The organism is Stenotrophomonas sp. STEN038 (assembly GCF_056759895.1).
Genome location: NZ_JBRRDW010000019.1, coordinates 40,903 through 57,592, shown reverse-complemented (window position 1 = coordinate 57,592; position 16,690 = coordinate 40,903). Strand labels below are relative to the sequence as shown.

The 16,690-nt window shown below is 59.4% G+C and carries 11 protein-coding genes and 2 pseudogenes; 11 read left to right on the top strand and 2 right to left on the bottom strand.

Annotated elements, in window-relative coordinates; genetic code table 11:
- Positions 1 to 467 precede the first annotated feature (467 nt).
- From ACVOLS_RS09890 to ACVOLS_RS09840, 11 genes and pseudogenes are all read left to right on the top strand, one after another.
- Positions 468 to 701 (top strand): annotated as a pseudogene (locus ACVOLS_RS09890) (dolichyl-phosphate-mannose--protein mannosyltransferase); the annotation flags it as partial.
- Between the two features lie 158 nt (positions 702 to 859).
- Positions 860 to 2,575, top strand: a complete 1,716-nt coding sequence (locus ACVOLS_RS09885; protein WP_055765228.1) for a phosphoethanolamine transferase — start codon at positions 860 to 862, stop codon at positions 2,573 to 2,575.
- A 71-nt stretch (positions 2,576 to 2,646) separates the two neighbouring features.
- The gene (locus ACVOLS_RS09880; RefSeq protein ID WP_027080084.1) at positions 2,647 to 3,018 is read left to right on the top strand and encodes a diacylglycerol kinase; all 372 of its coding nucleotides are present in this window, start codon (positions 2,647 to 2,649) and stop codon (positions 3,016 to 3,018) included.
- A gap of 141 nt (positions 3,019 to 3,159) precedes the next feature.
- Positions 3,160 to 3,471, top strand: a complete 312-nt coding sequence (locus ACVOLS_RS09875) for a hypothetical protein (protein WP_481545476.1) — start codon at positions 3,160 to 3,162, stop codon at positions 3,469 to 3,471.
- Positions 3,472 to 3,527: 56 nt separating this feature from the next.
- Positions 3,528 to 4,781, top strand: a complete 1,254-nt coding sequence (locus ACVOLS_RS09870) for a TolC family protein (protein ID WP_062167469.1) — start codon at positions 3,528 to 3,530, stop codon at positions 4,779 to 4,781.
- Complete coding sequence (locus ACVOLS_RS09865; protein ID WP_062171269.1) at positions 4,778 to 6,031, top strand: efflux RND transporter periplasmic adaptor subunit; 1,254 nt, start codon at positions 4,778 to 4,780, stop codon at positions 6,029 to 6,031. The genes ACVOLS_RS09870 and ACVOLS_RS09865 overlap by 4 nt, the downstream gene beginning before the upstream one ends.
- Before the next feature lie 15 nt (positions 6,032 to 6,046).
- Positions 6,047 to 9,283 carry an efflux RND transporter permease subunit gene (locus tag ACVOLS_RS09860; RefSeq protein WP_126941534.1) on the top strand — a complete coding sequence of 1,079 codons (3,237 nt, stop codon included), beginning with the start codon at positions 6,047 to 6,049 and terminating at the stop codon, positions 9,281 to 9,283.
- Between the two features lie 78 nt (positions 9,284 to 9,361).
- Positions 9,362 to 11,821: a heavy metal translocating P-type ATPase gene (locus ACVOLS_RS09855; protein ID WP_126941533.1), complete on the top strand. Its 2,460-nt coding sequence runs from the start codon at positions 9,362 to 9,364 to the stop codon at positions 11,819 to 11,821.
- A gap of 1 nt (position 11,822) precedes the next feature.
- Positions 11,823 to 12,485 (top strand): annotated as a pseudogene (locus ACVOLS_RS09850) (response regulator transcription factor); the annotation flags it as partial.
- Between the two features lie 131 nt (positions 12,486 to 12,616).
- Positions 12,617 to 13,339 carry a hypothetical protein gene (locus tag ACVOLS_RS09845; protein ID WP_126944578.1) on the top strand — a complete coding sequence of 241 codons (723 nt, stop codon included), beginning with the start codon at positions 12,617 to 12,619 and terminating at the stop codon, positions 13,337 to 13,339.
- Positions 13,340 to 13,726: 387 nt separating this feature from the next.
- Positions 13,727 to 14,005 (top strand): hypothetical protein, encoded by a 279-nt coding sequence (locus ACVOLS_RS09840; protein ID WP_027080079.1) that lies wholly within the window; start codon positions 13,727 to 13,729, stop codon positions 14,003 to 14,005.
- Between the two features lie 12 nt (positions 14,006 to 14,017).
- Here the strand turns inward: ACVOLS_RS09840 and ACVOLS_RS09835 are convergent, their stop codons facing one another.
- Positions 14,018 to 15,115 (bottom strand): UvrD-helicase domain-containing protein, encoded by a 1,098-nt coding sequence (locus ACVOLS_RS09835; protein WP_017354990.1) that lies wholly within the window; start codon positions 15,113 to 15,115, stop codon positions 14,018 to 14,020.
- Positions 15,093 to 16,673 (bottom strand): ATP-dependent nuclease, encoded by a 1,581-nt coding sequence (locus ACVOLS_RS09830; RefSeq protein ID WP_481545475.1) that lies wholly within the window; start codon positions 16,671 to 16,673, stop codon positions 15,093 to 15,095. Before ACVOLS_RS09830 ends, ACVOLS_RS09835 begins: the two co-directional genes overlap by 23 nt.
- Positions 16,674 to 16,690: the final 17 nt, after the last annotated feature.

Here is a 16,690-nt window from a genome sequence, read left to right as displayed (position 1 = left end):
CATGCCAAGCGCTACGCTCTGGCACTGCTGCTCGCAGTGATGATCATCGTGCCTGTCGTTGATGCTTCGGTCTGCTTCTCTGAGGAGCAGTCACACCAGGAAGTGGCAGGGCCAGGCGATGGCCACCCCGATAAGGCGCATGCCGCTTGTGGTCACGGTCACTGCCACCACAGCAGCACTTTTGTGGCGTCCAACGGTTTCACCAGTGCCGAAGCCGCAAGAAATGAAGGCGGGCACACGTTCTACGAACAGCCCATGACGTCCCACATCCCGGACACGCTGATTAGACCTCCCAGGCTTTGATCGCATAACAGGCGCAACGCGCCTGTCAGTCCTTCTGCGATCACCTTTGTGTAGGTCTTTCCATGAACACATCTTGTTGCTGGGCGCTCCGTGCGCTCGGCCGACGCGTGGCTGCACGTGCAGTCGCCGGCCAGTACTGCGCCGCCTTGAAGAAGGCGACCTGAATGCCCTTCTCAACATCTACCAATCTCCGAACTGCACGCGATCGAGCGGCACTACTGATGGCAACCTCCGTGCTTGCCATCGGCGCATCTCTTGGTGTGCGCGATTTTGGGCCTGTCGACGAACCGAGATTTGCCTTGGTTGCCACCCAAATGGTGGCAACCGGAAGCTCGCTGTTCCCGCGTCGGGGAGCGGAGCTGCAACCAGACAAGCGTCTCTTCATGTGGATCTCGGCTGCACTGCTGTCACTGACCCAAAACCTGCGGACCGCGGTCCTGGCCCCTTCGCTGGTGTCAGGCGTTGCATATGTGTGGATGGCTTTCCATCTAGGAACGCGCAATGGCGGCCGTGTGCGCTAGGGGCGCGCGCGGTGGTCAATAAAAAGGAATCACCAATGCATTACGTGAAAACAGAATTCAACCGAGGCAGTTCGCGCGGGGGCCTAGGCTCAGATCCACTGGGCCGTCTTGGCAAGCCCATCTGCGGCCCGCAGCTGGGCGTCAACACGTTGATTATCATCGTGGCGATGTACTTCACGTTCTTTCTCAACAGCGCGTTCTTCGCAGAAGTAATTGCGAAGAGTGGTGCGGACGGAGCAGCTCGTGCGCTACTTGTTATCTCTACGGGAGCGATCCTCACTGCCTTGAATGTGCTCATTCTCGGATTGCTATGCGTTCGATGGACGGTGAAGCCGGTTCTTGCATTGCTTCTCGTCGTGTCCGCTACTGCTGCCTACTATTCAGACAATTACAGCGTCTACTTCGACGCCAGCATGGTACGAAATGTGCTGAAGACCGACGGCGCTGAAGCCGGAGAGTTGCTGACCTGGGGCTTCTTTCTTGCGGTACTAATTAAAGGCGTCGTGCCAGCTATCGCGGTATGCATGGTAAGGCTCCAACGTTCTTCCAATGTGACGCGGGCGATACTTGCAAGAGTGCTTCTACTTGGCATGGCGGTTGTTGTAATCGTTGGCGCGGCAATTGCGTCATTCGACGACCTCTCATCACTCATACGCAATCACAAGCAAGTCAGATACCTTGCAAACCCTGGAAACTACATCGCTTCCATTGCGAAGGTTGTGCGAGAAGACACCCGTGCGGAGCGCGGTCCGATCCAAGTGGTTGGCCCCGATGCCATGATGACGCCTCATCCGCCAGGCGCGAAGCCCCACTTCTTGGTCATCGTTGTAGGTGAGACGGTTCGTGCGCAGAACTGGGGTTTGAATGGATACGGCAGACAGACAACGCCACAGTTGGCAGCGTTGGACGTCGTCAATTTCTCAGACGTGACCGCCTGCGGGTCAAACACCGAAGTGTCGGTGCCCTGTATGTTCTCTGCGTACGGGAGGCGAGACTACGATCGAGACAAGATCAAAGGTTCGGAGTCGCTTCTGCATGTTTTGGAGCGTGCCGGGGTCAGGACCCTATGGCGTGACAACCAGACTGGATGCAAGGGCGTCTGCTCTGATCTGGCATTTGAATCCTATCGCGTGCCGGTCAAGGATGTTCTGTGCGACGACCAAGCATGCCGTGACGAGATTATGCTGCAAGGTCTGCATGACTCGATCGAGGACAACCCTGGTGATGTCGTTGTCGTTCTACATCAGCTGGGGAACCACGGACCCAGCTACTTCAAGCGATACCCGGAAGATCTGACGAAATTTACTCCCGACTGCCGAAACGCAGACTTGGGCAAGTGCACACGCGGTGAAATCGTCAATGCGTATGACAACGCGGTCCTTGCGACAGATGACTTCCTTGCAAAGACAATTCGCATGCTTGAACAGGACAAGAGTCACGATACCGGGCTGATCTATGTCTCCGACCACGGCGAGTCATTAGGGGAGGCGAACGTCTATCTTCACGGGCTCCCCTACGCTATCGCCCCTGATACTCAGATCAAGGTGCCGATGGTGATGTGGATGTCTGATGGTATGAAGAGCAGCAACAACCTGGACCTTCAATGTGTCCGGGACCGATCAAAGCAGCCGTCCAGCCACGACAACCTCTTCCATTCTGTGCTTGGCCTGATGCAGGTTAGGACGACGGTGCTAGACGAGAGCCTAAATCTGTTCTCAGGCTGTACCAGCAACGCCGGTCACAGCCTATAGCCGACCACGGCGAGTATCGCTGTTGGAAGACCCGTGAGCGTCTCTTGGGCCCAAAAGAAGGAAACATCGAAGTGGCAGATATGTACGGTCATCGTCCGCGGAGCATTGCGCGCGTCTTTGAGGCGCTTCGCTGGTCTCTCCAGGGGCTGAGATCAGCTTGGCTGCATGAATCGTCGTTTCGGTTGGAAGTTGTTATGGCCGCGGTGGCATTACCTACAGCTATCTTTTTCGGCAACTCAGGGGTAGAGCGAGTGCTTCTCATGGGGAGCGTACTGTTCGTTTTGGCATTCGAGCTGCTGAACTCCGCTATCGAGGCAGTGATCGAACGGTATGGCCCAGAAATCCATGAGCTGGCTGGTCGTGCGAAGGACATGGGGTCGGCTGCGGTGTTCGTGGCTCTTTGCAATGTCGCCCTCACATGGGCCGTTATCCTTGTGGGTTGATTCCCTGGGTCCCGACCTGAACGGGGCTAGGGTGCGTTCAAGCACAGCCACCGTAGTGTTTTTATGTAATTGTATCCGTCCAAAAGAGGTTGCTAACCTTTCCCAATGCGTCGCTCTCTGCCTGCTATTCGTATATACCTGATGCTGCTGCTTTTGGCGGCGTTCGTGGTCGTGCCTGTGGCCGAGGCATTGGCGTGCGCGCAAGAAGCGACGGTCAGCGTGGGCGATGTGCACGCCTTGCAAAGTGATTCAGACTCCGAGTCGAGCAAGAGCAAGGATTCGTCCAGTGCCGATGCCTGTGGCCATGGGCATTGCCACCATTCAACGGCAAGCTTCCCAGCTGCCGGTCACGACGATCTGTTCGCCGATGGCCGGATTTCGCTGCACAGTACCGAGCACGGGGACGTCTACGCCCTCCGACTCGACGGACCCATGCGCCCCCCCCGTATCTGATCTGGCTCTGCCCCGCATTTGCGGGTAGTTCGCTCAGATAATTTACGGGAGTTTTTATGTCGATTTTGACGGGTCGGTCGCTTTCAGCGACCGGGTTGGCTGTCGCTGTTCTGCTGGCGTTGGTGCCAACCGGGCATGTAGCTGCTCAAACTGCACCATCTTACGAATCGTTGCTTTCTCGCTTGAACCAGATGCCTGCGACGGTCCAAGGCGTCGCGCTGGCTGAGGCAGCCGAGGCGCGGGTACAACAGGCTCGGGCACTGCCCAATCCGACGGTCTCCATCGAAGCGGAGAACGCCTACGGCACTGGTCCCTACAAAGGTTTCTCAAACGCTGACAGCATTGTCACCCTCTCCCAGCCGCTGGAGATTTGGGGTCAACGAGGGGCCCGAGTGCGCGCCGCGCGTGCGGAGGCTGGGGCTGCAGGCTTGCGGGGTGATCTGATGCGCAGTGACGCAGCGGGTCGCCTGGCTGCGACATACGCCGAAGCAGAGGCTGCGCTGCGCCGATATGAGTTGGCCAGCGAGGCATTGGCCTTGATTGAACAGGACGCCAAGGCGGTAGCTGCGATGGTCAGCGAGGGACGTGAGCCCAACCTGCGCGGTGTGCAGGCACGGAGCGAGGTCGCCAATGCAAAGGCCAGCCTAGATGAGGCCGAGGCCTACCGGGATGCGGCGCTTGCTCGCCTAGCCGGGGTGTCCTTAGTGGACAGCCCGCTGACCGACATCGGCGAAAGCCTGCTTGACCGAGTGCCCTCTCACCCAATTGACAATGAGGCCGCCCCGCTTGCCGTTCGTATCGCCCAAGCCGAAGCGGACGCCTCCGGCCGCCTTATCGATGTTGAGCGCAAGCGTGCGTTGCCACAACTGAGTGCATCCGTGGCTCAGACGCGCTTCCGCCAAGCGGGCGACCAAGCTTACAACGTGGGCATCAGCCTTTCGATCCCCCTATTCGATCGTAACCGCGGTGCGATCCAGGCGGCCTATGCGGAACAACGTGCTGCCGAAGCGGTTCTGGAGGCTCAGAGGCGTGACAGTGAGGCGGCCCGTTTGGGAGCGGTAGCGAGTCTCAAGGCATCCAACAGCCGCGCACGAGCAGCGGATGAAAGCGTACAGGCCGCAGATGAAGCCTATCGGCTGGCCCGCATCGGATTTGAGGCAGGTCGTATATCGCAATTGGAGCTGCGCAGCACGCGATCAACCCTGATCGCTGCGCGTGGCAGTGCTGTGGATGCCCGTCTTAGCCGGGTGGCAGCAGAAATCGACCTCGCCCGCCTTGAAGGGCGCGCACCGTTTGTGGAGGCAAAATGAACAAGTACGGAAACAAGACGCTCATCGGAGCGACGCTGCTGGCTACCTTGATGATGACCGGCGCGCTGACCTCATGCAGTGGCGGGGCGCAGGAGGATGCCAAATCCACCGGTACGGAGGCAGAAAAGCCGGCTGGAAAGGATGATGGTCACGACGATCACGCAGCTGACGCAAAGCCGGGCTCCGCCGAGGCGCACAGTGAAGGTGATGGTGATGGCGAACATGGCGAAGAGGAGTCCGAGGAAGGTGTAGTCAAGCTGACGCCTGACCAGATCAAGGCATCTGGCATCGGCGTGGTGGCTGTCGGCCGCGGCGGTGGCGCATCGACCCGCCTTGCAGGTCGCGTCGAGCCGGCCATCGGGGGGCGTGCTGCCATCGCCTCAACGGTCACCGGCCGCGTTGAGCGCGTGCTTGTTGCGCCGGGTACAGCCGTCAAGAGCAACCAGCCCCTGGTGATCATTGTCAGTGGAGAAGCTGCGACCTTCAAAGCCGCCGCCACTGCCGCTGCGGCGGAGGCCGAAGCCATTCGCCTGGCCTACGGCCGCGACAAGTCTCTTGTCGAGCAGGGCGTAGTGGCTCGCCAGGAGCTGGAGGCCTCGCGCGCGCGCTCTTTGGCCGCTGATGCCGCCGCTAGTGCTGCACGTGCACAGGTAGCGGCCAGTGGATCTCCGGACAGTTCCGGCCGGGTGACAATCTCCAGTCCTGTCGCTGGCGTGGTTGGCAACGTCCAAGTGACGCCCGGTGGTGTCGTCTCAGCTGGAACGCTTGTTGCGGAGGTTTCCAATCCGGACATGAATGAACTCGTATTCACTGCACCGCCAGCACTGGCCACTCTCGCGGTGCCCGGAATGAAGCTGGAAGTGACTGGCCCGGGCGGAAGCTTCGAAGCTGAGGTGATTGCCGCCGCTGCGAATGTGATGCAGCAGGGAGGCACCGCGACCATTCGCGCCAAACCAATTTCGGAGAAGTTGCCACCGGCCGGCTCCCCCGTTTCGGCCGTCATCATCGCCGATAGTGCCGCTGAAGGTATGAGTGTGCCGGCGGATGCGGTCCAAAGCGTTGATGGCAGAAGTGTTGTCTTCGTTGCCGTCCAGGGTGGTTTCCAGGCTACGCCGGTACTCGCTGGTCGTCGTGCAGGTAATCGAATCGAAATCCTTAACGGCCTGACAGGTAGTGAGCGCCTCGTAGGCGCCAATGCCTTCCTGCTCAAAGCCGAACTGGCCAAGGGCGAAGCCGAGCACGGCCACTAAGGGAACTCATACACCATGTTCAAGATCATCATTGAAGCAGCGGTCAAGTTCCGTTGGCTCGTGGTGTTTCTGGCTGCTTCGATTGCCTGCTTTGGCTTGTTCCAACTGAGCAAGCTGCCAGTCGATGCTGTACCAGATATCACCAACCGCCAGGTTCAGATCAATACCATCGCACCTGCCCTTACTCCGGAGCAGATTGAACGCCAGGTCACCTATCCTCTGGAGACGGCCTTGGCCGGCATCCCAGGTCTGAACACCACTCGCTCCCTATCACGCAATGGCTTCTCTCAGGTCACCGCGATCTTCACTGATCAGACCGACATCTATTTCGCCCGCCAGCAGGTGGCAGAGCGGATGCGGGAGGCTGCCGGAGATCTGCCCGAGGGCGTGTCCCCCATGCTCTCCCCGGTTACAACCGGGCTGGGCGAGGTTCTCATGTGGACGGTGGACTTCAAGCCATTCGACCCCAAGAAGCTGGCCAAGCCCGGCCAGGCTGGCTGGCAAGAGGGTGAGGTCTACCTGACACCAGAGGGCGATCGTCTTGGAACCGCCCAGGAGCGCGCAACGTACCTGCGTACTGTCCAGGACTGGATCATCGCACCACAGATGCGCTCCAGCCCCGGCCTGGCCGGTGTTGATACGGTGGGTGGGTACGTCAAGGAATACGGCATCTACCCCGACAGCGCTCGACTGGCGGCATACAACTTGGGTCTGGCCGATCTGGTCCAAGCACTGGAACGCTCCAACGTCCAGGCTGGCGCGGGTTTCGTCCAGCGTGCGGGCGAAGGCCTGGTCGTTAGGGCAGACGGCCTTGCCCTGACGACCGACGACTTGGCTCAGTCGCCGGTGGCCACCAAGGACGGTGTGGTCATCCGGGTGGCCGATGTTGCCGAGGTCGGTATGGGGCGCGCCCCACGGCTTGGTGCAGCTAGCCGAAATGGTCATGAGGCGGTACTGGGCACGGCACTGATGATCGCCGGCGGCAACAGCCGCACTGTCGCTCAAGCTGCAGCTGAGCGCCTGGCACAGGTCAATGAATCTCTGCCCGCCGATATCTTCGCAGAGCCAGTGCTGGACCGTAGTGTGCTGGTTAACTCCACTGTCAAGACTGTCGCCAAGAACCTGACCGAAGGTGCCCTGCTGGTCGTAGTTGTGCTGTTCCTGCTCCTGGGCAACCTGCGTGCGGCAGCCATCACCGCATTGGTCATTCCGCTGTCGTTCCTGTTCGCTGTTATCGGCATGAACAAGTTCGGTATCAGCGGCAACCTGATGAGCTTGGGTGCGCTGGACTTCGGAATCCTTGTAGATGGCGCGGTAATTGTGATCGAGTCCACCCTGCTGATGCTTGGCAAGCGGCGTGCCGAACTTGGCCGACCCCTCAATGCCATGGAGCGACTGCGTGTAGCCGCCGACTCGGCGAGGAAGATGGCGCGTCCTGCAGCCTTCGGTCAGGTGATCATCCTGTTGGTGTTCGCACCGATCCTTACCTTGGAAGGTGTGGAAGGCAAGACGTTCCACCCGATGGCCGCCACCTTCATGCTCGCCCTCGTTGGCGCATTCATCTTCTCCTTTACCTTCGTACCGGCGATGGCTGCCCTGCTGGTCAGGGAGCCCAAGCTCCACGCGAAGAAGGAAGGACACGAGGGCGACCAGGACGAAGAACATGAGACAGCCATCATCCGCGTCCTGCGCGGCCGCATCGAACCGGTGATCCAAGCGGCGATTCGTAGGCCCAAGGCAGTGTTCGCTGGCGCCCTCGTGATGCTCGCAATGGGCGTGGTCGGCTTTACGATGCTGGGTCGAGAATTCATGCCAACGCTTGATGAGGGAAACCTCGCTATGCAGGCGTTGCGTGTGCCATCTACGTCGCTTGAGCAATCGTTGGCTATGCAGTTGGCGCTGGAGAAGGCCATTGCTGCTGAACCAGAGGTTGTGACGGTCTTCTCGAGGACCGGTACTGCTGAAGCAGCTATCGACCCCATGCCGACCAACATCTCCGACAGTGTGATCGTACTTAAGCCGAGAAAGGAGTGGCCAGACTCTTCCCTGAGCAAGGAGGATCTGATTGCAAGGTTTGAGACGATCGCCGCCTCGCAGATAGGCAACAGCTTTGAATTCAGCCAGCCCATCGAGCTGCGCTTCAATGAGCTGATCTCAGGTGTACGTACGGACCTAGCCGTCATGATTTACGGCGATAACTTCGAGCAACTGCAAGCTGTTGCTGACCAGGTCGCGCTGAAGCTGAGAAATACTCAGGGCGCAGCGGATGTCCGTGTTGAACAGATTTCCGGCCTGCCCACGCTCAATGTGGCAATCGATCATCTTGCAGCTGCGCAGTATGGCCTCACGGCGGCGGACGTGAGCGACGCACTTTCGACCGGTATTGGCGGCGCTGCGGCAGGCAAGATCTTCGAGGGCGACCGCCGGTTCGATGTTGTGGTGCGCCTCGGCGACGATGCACGCAATGACCCCGATCAGCTCGCATCGCTGCCGATTGCAACCCCAACTGGGGGCATCGTGCCGCTCTCCTCTGTCGCACGCATTGAGATCAGCGAGGGGCCGAACCAGATCAGTCGAAACAACGGGAGCCGTCGTGTCGTGGTGCAGGCTAATGTTCGCGGTCGTGACCTGGGCGGGTTTGTCGGAGAGGCCCAAGCTGCGGTGAAGGACGTGAAGCTTCCACCAGGCGCCCACATGACGTGGGGCGGTCAGTTCGAGAACTTGCAGCGGGCGGAAAGGCGACTCATGACAGTTGTGCCGATTGTCTTCCTGCTAATCGGAAGTCTTCTGTTCATGGCATTGGGCAGTGCGAAGGAGGCGAGTCTGGTGTTCACCTGCGTCCCGCTTGCCCTGGTTGGCGGAATTCTCGCATTGCTGGTGCGTGGTATGCCGTTCTCGGTATCTGCCGCTGTCGGATTCATCGCGGTATCGGGTGTTGCGACGCTGAACGGATTGGTGCTCATGCAAGCCATCAGAGAGAGGCTTGATGCCGGTGACAGTCCATTGATCGCTGCAATGAACGGTGCCGGCAGCCGAATTCGAGCTGTGGTGACCACGGCGCTGGTGGCGATCGTCGGCTTCATTCCGATGGCTATTGCGAGTGGATCTGGTGCTGAGGTGCAGAAGCCTCTCGCCACGGTGGTCATTGGCGGCCTGTTGACCGCAACAGTACTGACACTTCTTGTGCTGCCGACATTTGCGGGGCGCCTGGCCAAGCCAGATCCCAAAGGGCAACCGGGAAATGTTCCCTGATTGATGGAGTGTTTGTGTCCGGCAGCGTATCTGCCTGCCGGACTTCCCGATCCATTCTTATGACGTTGGAGGGAACACATGAACCTGACCACAGAAGTCGAATTGCCGGTCGTACTCCCAGGCGTTTCTCGCGACGATAACTGCGTCCAAAGGCTGGTGGACGGGCTTCAGGAAATGGACGGAATATCACGCGTGCACGTGCGCGGTGGTAGCGATGGGGCTTGCGGAACACTTTGCATTCATTACGCGCCCGAGCTCATCTCGCTTCAACGAGTGCGAGAGGTGGCGTCGTCCATGGGTGTCAAGCTGGGTGAGCGGTATGGTCACCTCTCCTTGGAACTGGGTTCAGCAGTTCACGCCCGGAAAGCACGAACAATTGCAGGCCAACTACAGGCTTTGCCGGGGGTCATTGAAGCCACCACCAGCCCGACTGGCGGCGTGAGCCTCGAATACGATCAAACCAAGACAAGCGAGACGGAGCTGAGAGCAGAGCTCCACGCGCTGGGTGTAGGGCAAGGCGCATCCGGTCCGAAGGAAGACTTGAAAGATCAGCACGAAGGTCACGAACACAAGGACGGACAAGACCATGGTCATTCCCACGGAGGCGTATTGGGTGGCAATAGCGAGCTGATCTTCTCACTTGCCTGTGGCCTGCTCCTGATCTTGGGATTTGCGATTGAAAAGCTCGGCTTGCTCCAAACGCCATGGATTCCTACCGCATTTTACGTAGCTGCCTACCTCTTTGGCGGCTGGTTCACGCTTGGCGAAGCGATTGAGAACGTCAAGCTGAAGCGTTTTGAAATCGATACTCTGATGCTGGTTGCAGCGGTAGGTGCGGCAGCGCTGGGCGCATGGGCCGAAGGCGCCTTGCTTCTGTTCCTCTTCAGTCTAGGTCATGCCCTTGAACACTACGCGATGGGCCGGGCTAAGCGCGCGATTGAAGCTCTTGCAAAGCTTGCCCCAGAAACCGCCAGGGTGCTGAGGGATGGGCAGGTCGTGGAAGTCAAGGTTGAATCGTTGATACCTGGAGATGTGGTGGTTGTTCGTCCCAATGATCGGATGCCGGCAGACGGATTCGTCGTCAAAGGCACTAGCAGCGTTGACCAAGCCCCTGTCACCGGGGAAAGCATTCCGGTAGATAAGTTGCAAGTCACTGACCCTGCTCAGGCACGGGGTCGGCCTGATTCGGTGGGAATGGAGTCCCGCGTCTTCGCCGGCACTATCAATGGCTCCGGCGTCCTAGAGGTCGAAGTCACGCGTCGATCAGGCGAATCGGCACTGGCCCGCGTAGTCAAGATGGTGAGCGAAGCCGAAACCAGGAAATCGCCAACGCAGCGCTTCACAGACAAGTTTGAGAGGGTATTCGTTCCCGCTGTTCTGATCTTGGCCGTGCTGTTACTTTTCTCATGGATCGTGATCGATGAGCCATTCCGCGACAGCTTCTATCGAGCGATGGCGGTACTTGTAGCGGCAAGCCCTTGCGCACTGGCAATCGCGACTCCAAGCGCGGTTCTAGCGGGAATTGCGCGAGCTGCGCGAGGTGGCGTACTCATCAAGGGTGGCGCACCACTGGAGGAGCTGGGCATGGTCCGTGCCATCGCGTTCGACAAGACTGGAACGCTCACTGAAGGCAAGCCGCGAATTACCGACATCAAAGTGATGCAGGGAACGACAGAGCAGGAACTGCTTCACGTTGCCGTCGCCGTCGAGGCTTTAAGTGACCACCCTTTGGCCGCAGCTATCGTTCGAGATGGTAATACTCGCCTGGGCGATGGACCGGTCATGGTAGCGACAGACCTCGCTAACTTCGCTGGAAGAGGCGTTCAGGCGAAGGTGAACGGCATTGACGTGTGGATAGGAAAGGCAGAAATGTTCGGTAACGACGGCATTGGCGCTCTATCCGCGGGTGCGGAGTCTGCCATTGAGGAGCTCCGTAACGCCGGCAGAACCACGATGGCCGTTCGCCTAGGTGATCGCGACCTAGGTGTCATCGGCCTTATGGATACGCCCCGGCCAGAGGCGCGTGAAGCCCTGGACAAGCTAAGGCGCTTGGGCATCCAACGAATGATCATGATCTCTGGCGACCACCAGACTGTAGCTCAAGCCGTGGCAACGGACGTGGGTCTAAACGAGGCATGGGGAAATCTCATGCCTGACGACAAGGTGAAGGCAATACGTCAGTTGAAGGAGACGGAGCGAGTGGCAATGGTCGGCGACGGTGTGAATGACGCACCCGCAATGGCTAGTGCCAGCGTCGGAATTGCAATGGGTGCCGCCTCTTCGGACGTAGCGCTGGAGACTGCCGACGTCGCGCTTATGTCTGAGGATTTGAGACAGGTTGCATTCTCTGTAGCGCTTAGTCGACGCACGAAACGGGTGATCCGTCAGAACGTGTATGTGAGCCTGGGCGTCGTAGCGTTGTTGGTTCCTGCGACCATCCTAGGTCTTGGCATTGGACCGGCTGTGGCAGTGCATGAAGGTTCAACCTTGTTGGTTGTATTCAATGCGCTGAGGCTCCTTGGCTTCCGTCAGTCGTGACATGCGAATTCTAGTGATTGAGCGCGATCGAGAAGTCGCTTTGAAGATTCTGGCCTACTTCGAGGCCCGAGGGCATCAGCTTGATACCATCGGGGACGGCATCGCCGGCCTTCACTTTGCGGCGTCCAATGGTTACGACGCAGTCATTCTTGATTGGATGCTTCCTCGCATGGAAGGCCCGGAGGTTCTGAGAAGGCTGCGGTTGAATCACGGTGTTTCAGTTCCCGTTGTGATGTTGGCTGCAAAGGTTGCGCTCTCGGACAAAATCATCGCTTTCCGCTCCGGTGCAGATGACTATGTGACCAAGCCTTTTGAGCTCCCGGAGCTCGAAGTTCGCCTAGAGGCGTTGGTTTCCCGTACGGAGGGACGCGTAACAAGGAGGCGGCTGCTGATCGGAGAGCTCACGTTGGACCTGAGTACGTTGGAGGCCACACGGGCTGGAAAACGACTGCATCTGTACCCAGCTTGCAGGAAGCTCCTTGAAGCGCTGATGCGGGCAAGTCCTGCCGCTGTGACCAGGCGGCAGCTTGAGCACACTCTCTGGGGTGACGACCTGCCCGACGGGGATCTTCTGCGATCACAGATGTCCAGCCTGCGGCGAAGCATTGATGGTCCGTTTGAGGAAAAGATGATCCAGACGCTGCCGCGGGTTGGGTATCGACTGATACCGCCATCAAGGCCTATGCCCCCCCCGGGGAAGGGAGGCCCTATGACGGTGAGGCGTAGACATGGCTGCAGAGCCGTCAGTGCAGACCTTGAGCGCCTGACTATTTGGCCACGTATTCTGATCAGAGTATGACCATGTGGAAGCCAGCCGCACTCCCAATTGGCGCGTTCTTGGCCGCAGCGATTTGGGGCGCAGCGGCCATGGTGCCCTTCGCGCCGGCATCAGAAGAGATGATGTTTTGGATACCGGTGTCGATTGCGCTAACGAGTGCGGCTGCTGCATTGGTAGTTGCGATGATGCAAGACATCATTCTGGTCGCGGTAAAGAGATGGCCACTGTTCGTGAAATTCTATCCAACCCTCTGCTTGGAGCCACTCCCCTTTGCATTCCTTCCAATCGTGCTGTCACTCGCCGGAATTGCGGAGTTCGGTCCAGCGATGCTGAGTGCAGCTCTATTGCTGATCGGCTTCTCGTTTGCGGAGACTCTCTTCGCCGCCGCCCTCCACAGAGCCCGGGCGACGCCGACCGCGGTTGTGATCTCGACGCAGTGCGCTGCTCTGGTGTTTGCAGTTTACATGTACAAGAAAGGCATCCAAGCGAACGTCAGTGACATCAGTTGGCCGTGGTTCGCATCGTCTGTCACTGCCATGAGTCTATTCTCCTTCCTAGTCGGAAGGTATTGGGCCAACCTGCTTCGTGATGCTGAGGTGGGGTTCTCTCCCTTACTGAAGTGGGTTCTGGTCACCTTCATAGCTGAAGGATCTACTAGTGAATGGAGCCGGTGGAGATTGAAGCAACCTATTAAGCAACGCAGACCACCGGGGCTTCGGTCCAAGCCTCGCAGGAAATAGGATCCGATCAACCAATCCAAATCATGGAGGCTAATTCTTGACAACTGCGAGCGCGACAAATATGACGCAAGGGCGGATGGGACCACCCGTCGTCAGTCTCGCTCTGTGAGAGGTGGCGCATCGAGATCACGTTTGTGGAGGTCTTCTACCGGCCGGAAGCAATACCCCGAGGTAGGTCCGTGGTGGCGACTTCTGGTTTCAATGCGCCCGAAGCCCACCGGAGCCTCAAAGATGCGCGCTCAGGGTTGCAGCGGTCGCTGGCGACAGTCGTCATCGGCCGGAGCCTGTCCCCCGCCTACCAACCTTGCTGGCAAGGCCGGTGTTTTTTGATTGCAAGATTCAGACCTATCCCGCCTGACAATCACATTCCCTGGAGTCACCGCCAACATGAATGAAGCCGAGCTGGAACAAGTGCGTACGGCGATGTTTACCGACCCCGGCGTGAAAGCGGTGGATGACCTGCGCCTAGTCCCCGCCAAAGAGCGCGGTCGTGCGATCGCGGCCACCATCACCGTCGCTGCGCCCTCGGTCGACCTGGACCTGGTGCATGCGGTGATCGCCCGCGTGCTGGCCGATCAATTTGACATCGATCAGGTCATGCTGTGCTTCAACGACCCGGGTCCGGTGCCACCACAGCCCACCGCGGCGCCCTTGAAGAAAATGTGATCGCCCGTGGCTCTATGCGTCTGCGTTGGCGGGCGCATAGAGCTGATAACCCGGCAACGCGCACGCGCCGGCATACACAAAGGCCACGCTTTGCCGCGCCCGGGTGAAGGCCACGTAGTACTTTGGTGGGGCGGTGATACGCGCTGCATCTGCCGTGCGCAGGTACTGTGTCAGCGGGCCGTTCGGAAAGATGAGGACCCGGCTGTAGGTGCGGCCCTTGCACTGCCCAAAGTTCACGGCCGGTAGTCCGTCGCACGCTTGCCGCCGGTCATGCCGGAGCACGGTGGGCGCAAACTCCTGCATGTACGCTTCAACATCCGCTGGAGCGACGAGGTAGATGCCATCGTGCCCGGTGACCTCGCCATTGCCTGATTGGGTTCGCGGCATCTGCGGATAGAGCGTGTCCGCCATATCGCACAGGGCCTGGACGCAGCGAAGGCTGATGAGGCGGTGATCCAGCTGGCATAAGCCGTCCGCCTCCCAAATCTGAAACAGCGCTGCCAGATTGGGTCCACGATACTGGCTGTGCCTTTGAGCATAGTTGGTGGCATACGTCGCCTGCCGCGTATCACCCACCAACGTGATGGCAATGCCGCTCTTCAACAGCCGCTCGACCAGATCCAGATCAAAGCCGGCGAGGTCCTGAACTTCGTCGATGTAGAGCTCGTCGTACATGGCCGCCAGGCGTGCCATGACCTGACCTTGGGTGAGCTCATCGCAGCGCACAGCGAAATCGGCCGCCCGGTCCGAATACATCCGGTTGCCTGCCAAGTAGTGGCGCGCCACCTGGGTGCGTGGGGCCCTGTTATTGGTGACACCTTCTACGAACAGGATGGTCTCGATGCGAGGCTCAGGGCAAAGCGCTGCCTGGTACGGGCGGATGCACTGGCACAGCAGGAAGCCATACCAGCTGTGCAAAGTGACATGCACGGGGACCGCACCGGCGTGGACCTCAAACGAGCGCCGGATCTCTTCTAGATTCTCCAGCGTGTAGGTGACAATCGCGATGCGACGCCCAGGCCGCTCCAGGGCCTGCCGGACCAGCAAGGTGGTCTTGCCCGAGCCGGCCGCCGAAAGCAGGACCCGGTTAGGTGATGGCGCGCTGGACATAGTCCGGGAACCTGATCGAGTGCGGGCTGTTGAAGATCGCCAGGGCCGTATCGGTCTTATGGCCCTTCATGTACTTGAGCAGCGCCACCTCATCGGCAAACGTCTTGCCCAGCACGGTGTTGAGCTCAGCCAGCGAGTTGGCTTTGATCAGCTGCTCTTCCAGCGATGGGGCACTTTCGTCGGAATCGTAGTAGATCGCGGTAAGGTGCTCGGCGTAGCGAGCCTGCACAACGGCGATGTCGCCATCGTTGTCGGTGATCACCTTGGCCTGAATTTTCAGCCGATCTGCAATCTGCAAGAAGCGTTTGAATGCCAGCGATTTGACCGAGATGATGTCCACGCCATGGGCCATCGGCGCCACGCCGTGGTGGTCGCTGTAAGCACGCTGCACGATCAGCTCATCGGACGGCCCTTCCACCAGGATCGCCTGTTTGGCCAGGATCAGCCGCAGCGTGTCGTGGCCAGGCAGCTTCATGAAATAGTCGTGGGTATCGGATGGCAGCTGGTCCAGCTTCATCTGGCCCTGCGCGCTGAAAAGGATCACGTTGTCCACGCCCAGCTTGTTCAACACGAAGCTGCTGTGGGTGGCGATGATCACCTGCTGGGCGGTGGAGAGGGCCGCAATTTTGTCGATCAACTGGGTCATGCTGGAGAAGGACAGATGGTTCTCTGGCTCCTCGATCAGCAGCACGTGGGCCGCCCCGGCCGCATGCATGGCCAGCTTCATCTTCACCGCACTCTGTTCGCCCTTGCCGGCCTGGGTGAAGGGGAGCTCATCCAGGTACGGTGACAAGCTGGTTTCCCACGTTGAGCGCGGCGACGTGTCCACACCCACCGTCAGCGCCCGGTGGCTGATGTCCCCCGTGTGTTCGGTGAGGTAGGCGTTGATCGCTGCCACATCCGCTTCTTCGGAAAAACTCTGCCGCATGCGGCGGAAGCTCAGCGACAGCGAGACGCGTTGCGCCGGCGTTAGTGCTTGCTCGATGATGCCGGCGATATAGCGATCGGCACCGGACAAGGTCTTGATGCCGTGCGTGTCGATGATGGTCGAGTCGAACGGAATACTGCGGGCGGTGACGCCATTGTTGGCGAAGGAGTACCAGCGCACCGTGTAGTACTCCACCGGCAGGCTGACCGCGCCCTGGTGCTGCTGCAGGTAGGCGTTGAACTCCTCGCGGTAGTCGTCGTTGAGCTCGACCAGCAGGCGGATGCCGGCGGTATCCAGGCGCAGGGAGTTATTGGTGCCACGCAACGACGCCAGCGCGGCGTCTCCGCCCAAGTAGGCTTCGACGGAGATCCGTGGCGGCGAGGCCGGCGTGCCCGCAGCAAGGGTCGCCAAATATTCCTGCACCGTGGGCTGGTGAAACAGGTAGGGCGTGAGCTCGTAGGCGAGATTGCGCCCATGCAGTTGCCCGGTGACCACCGCGTGGATGGCCTCCAGCAGGGTGGACTTGCCGACCTCGTTGTCGCCCACCACCAGATTCATGTGGGCGTTGAGCGGCAGGTCCAGATGGCGAAACGACTTGAAGTTGTCGATGACGATACGTTCGATCGGCATGCACAGTCCTTTGATGG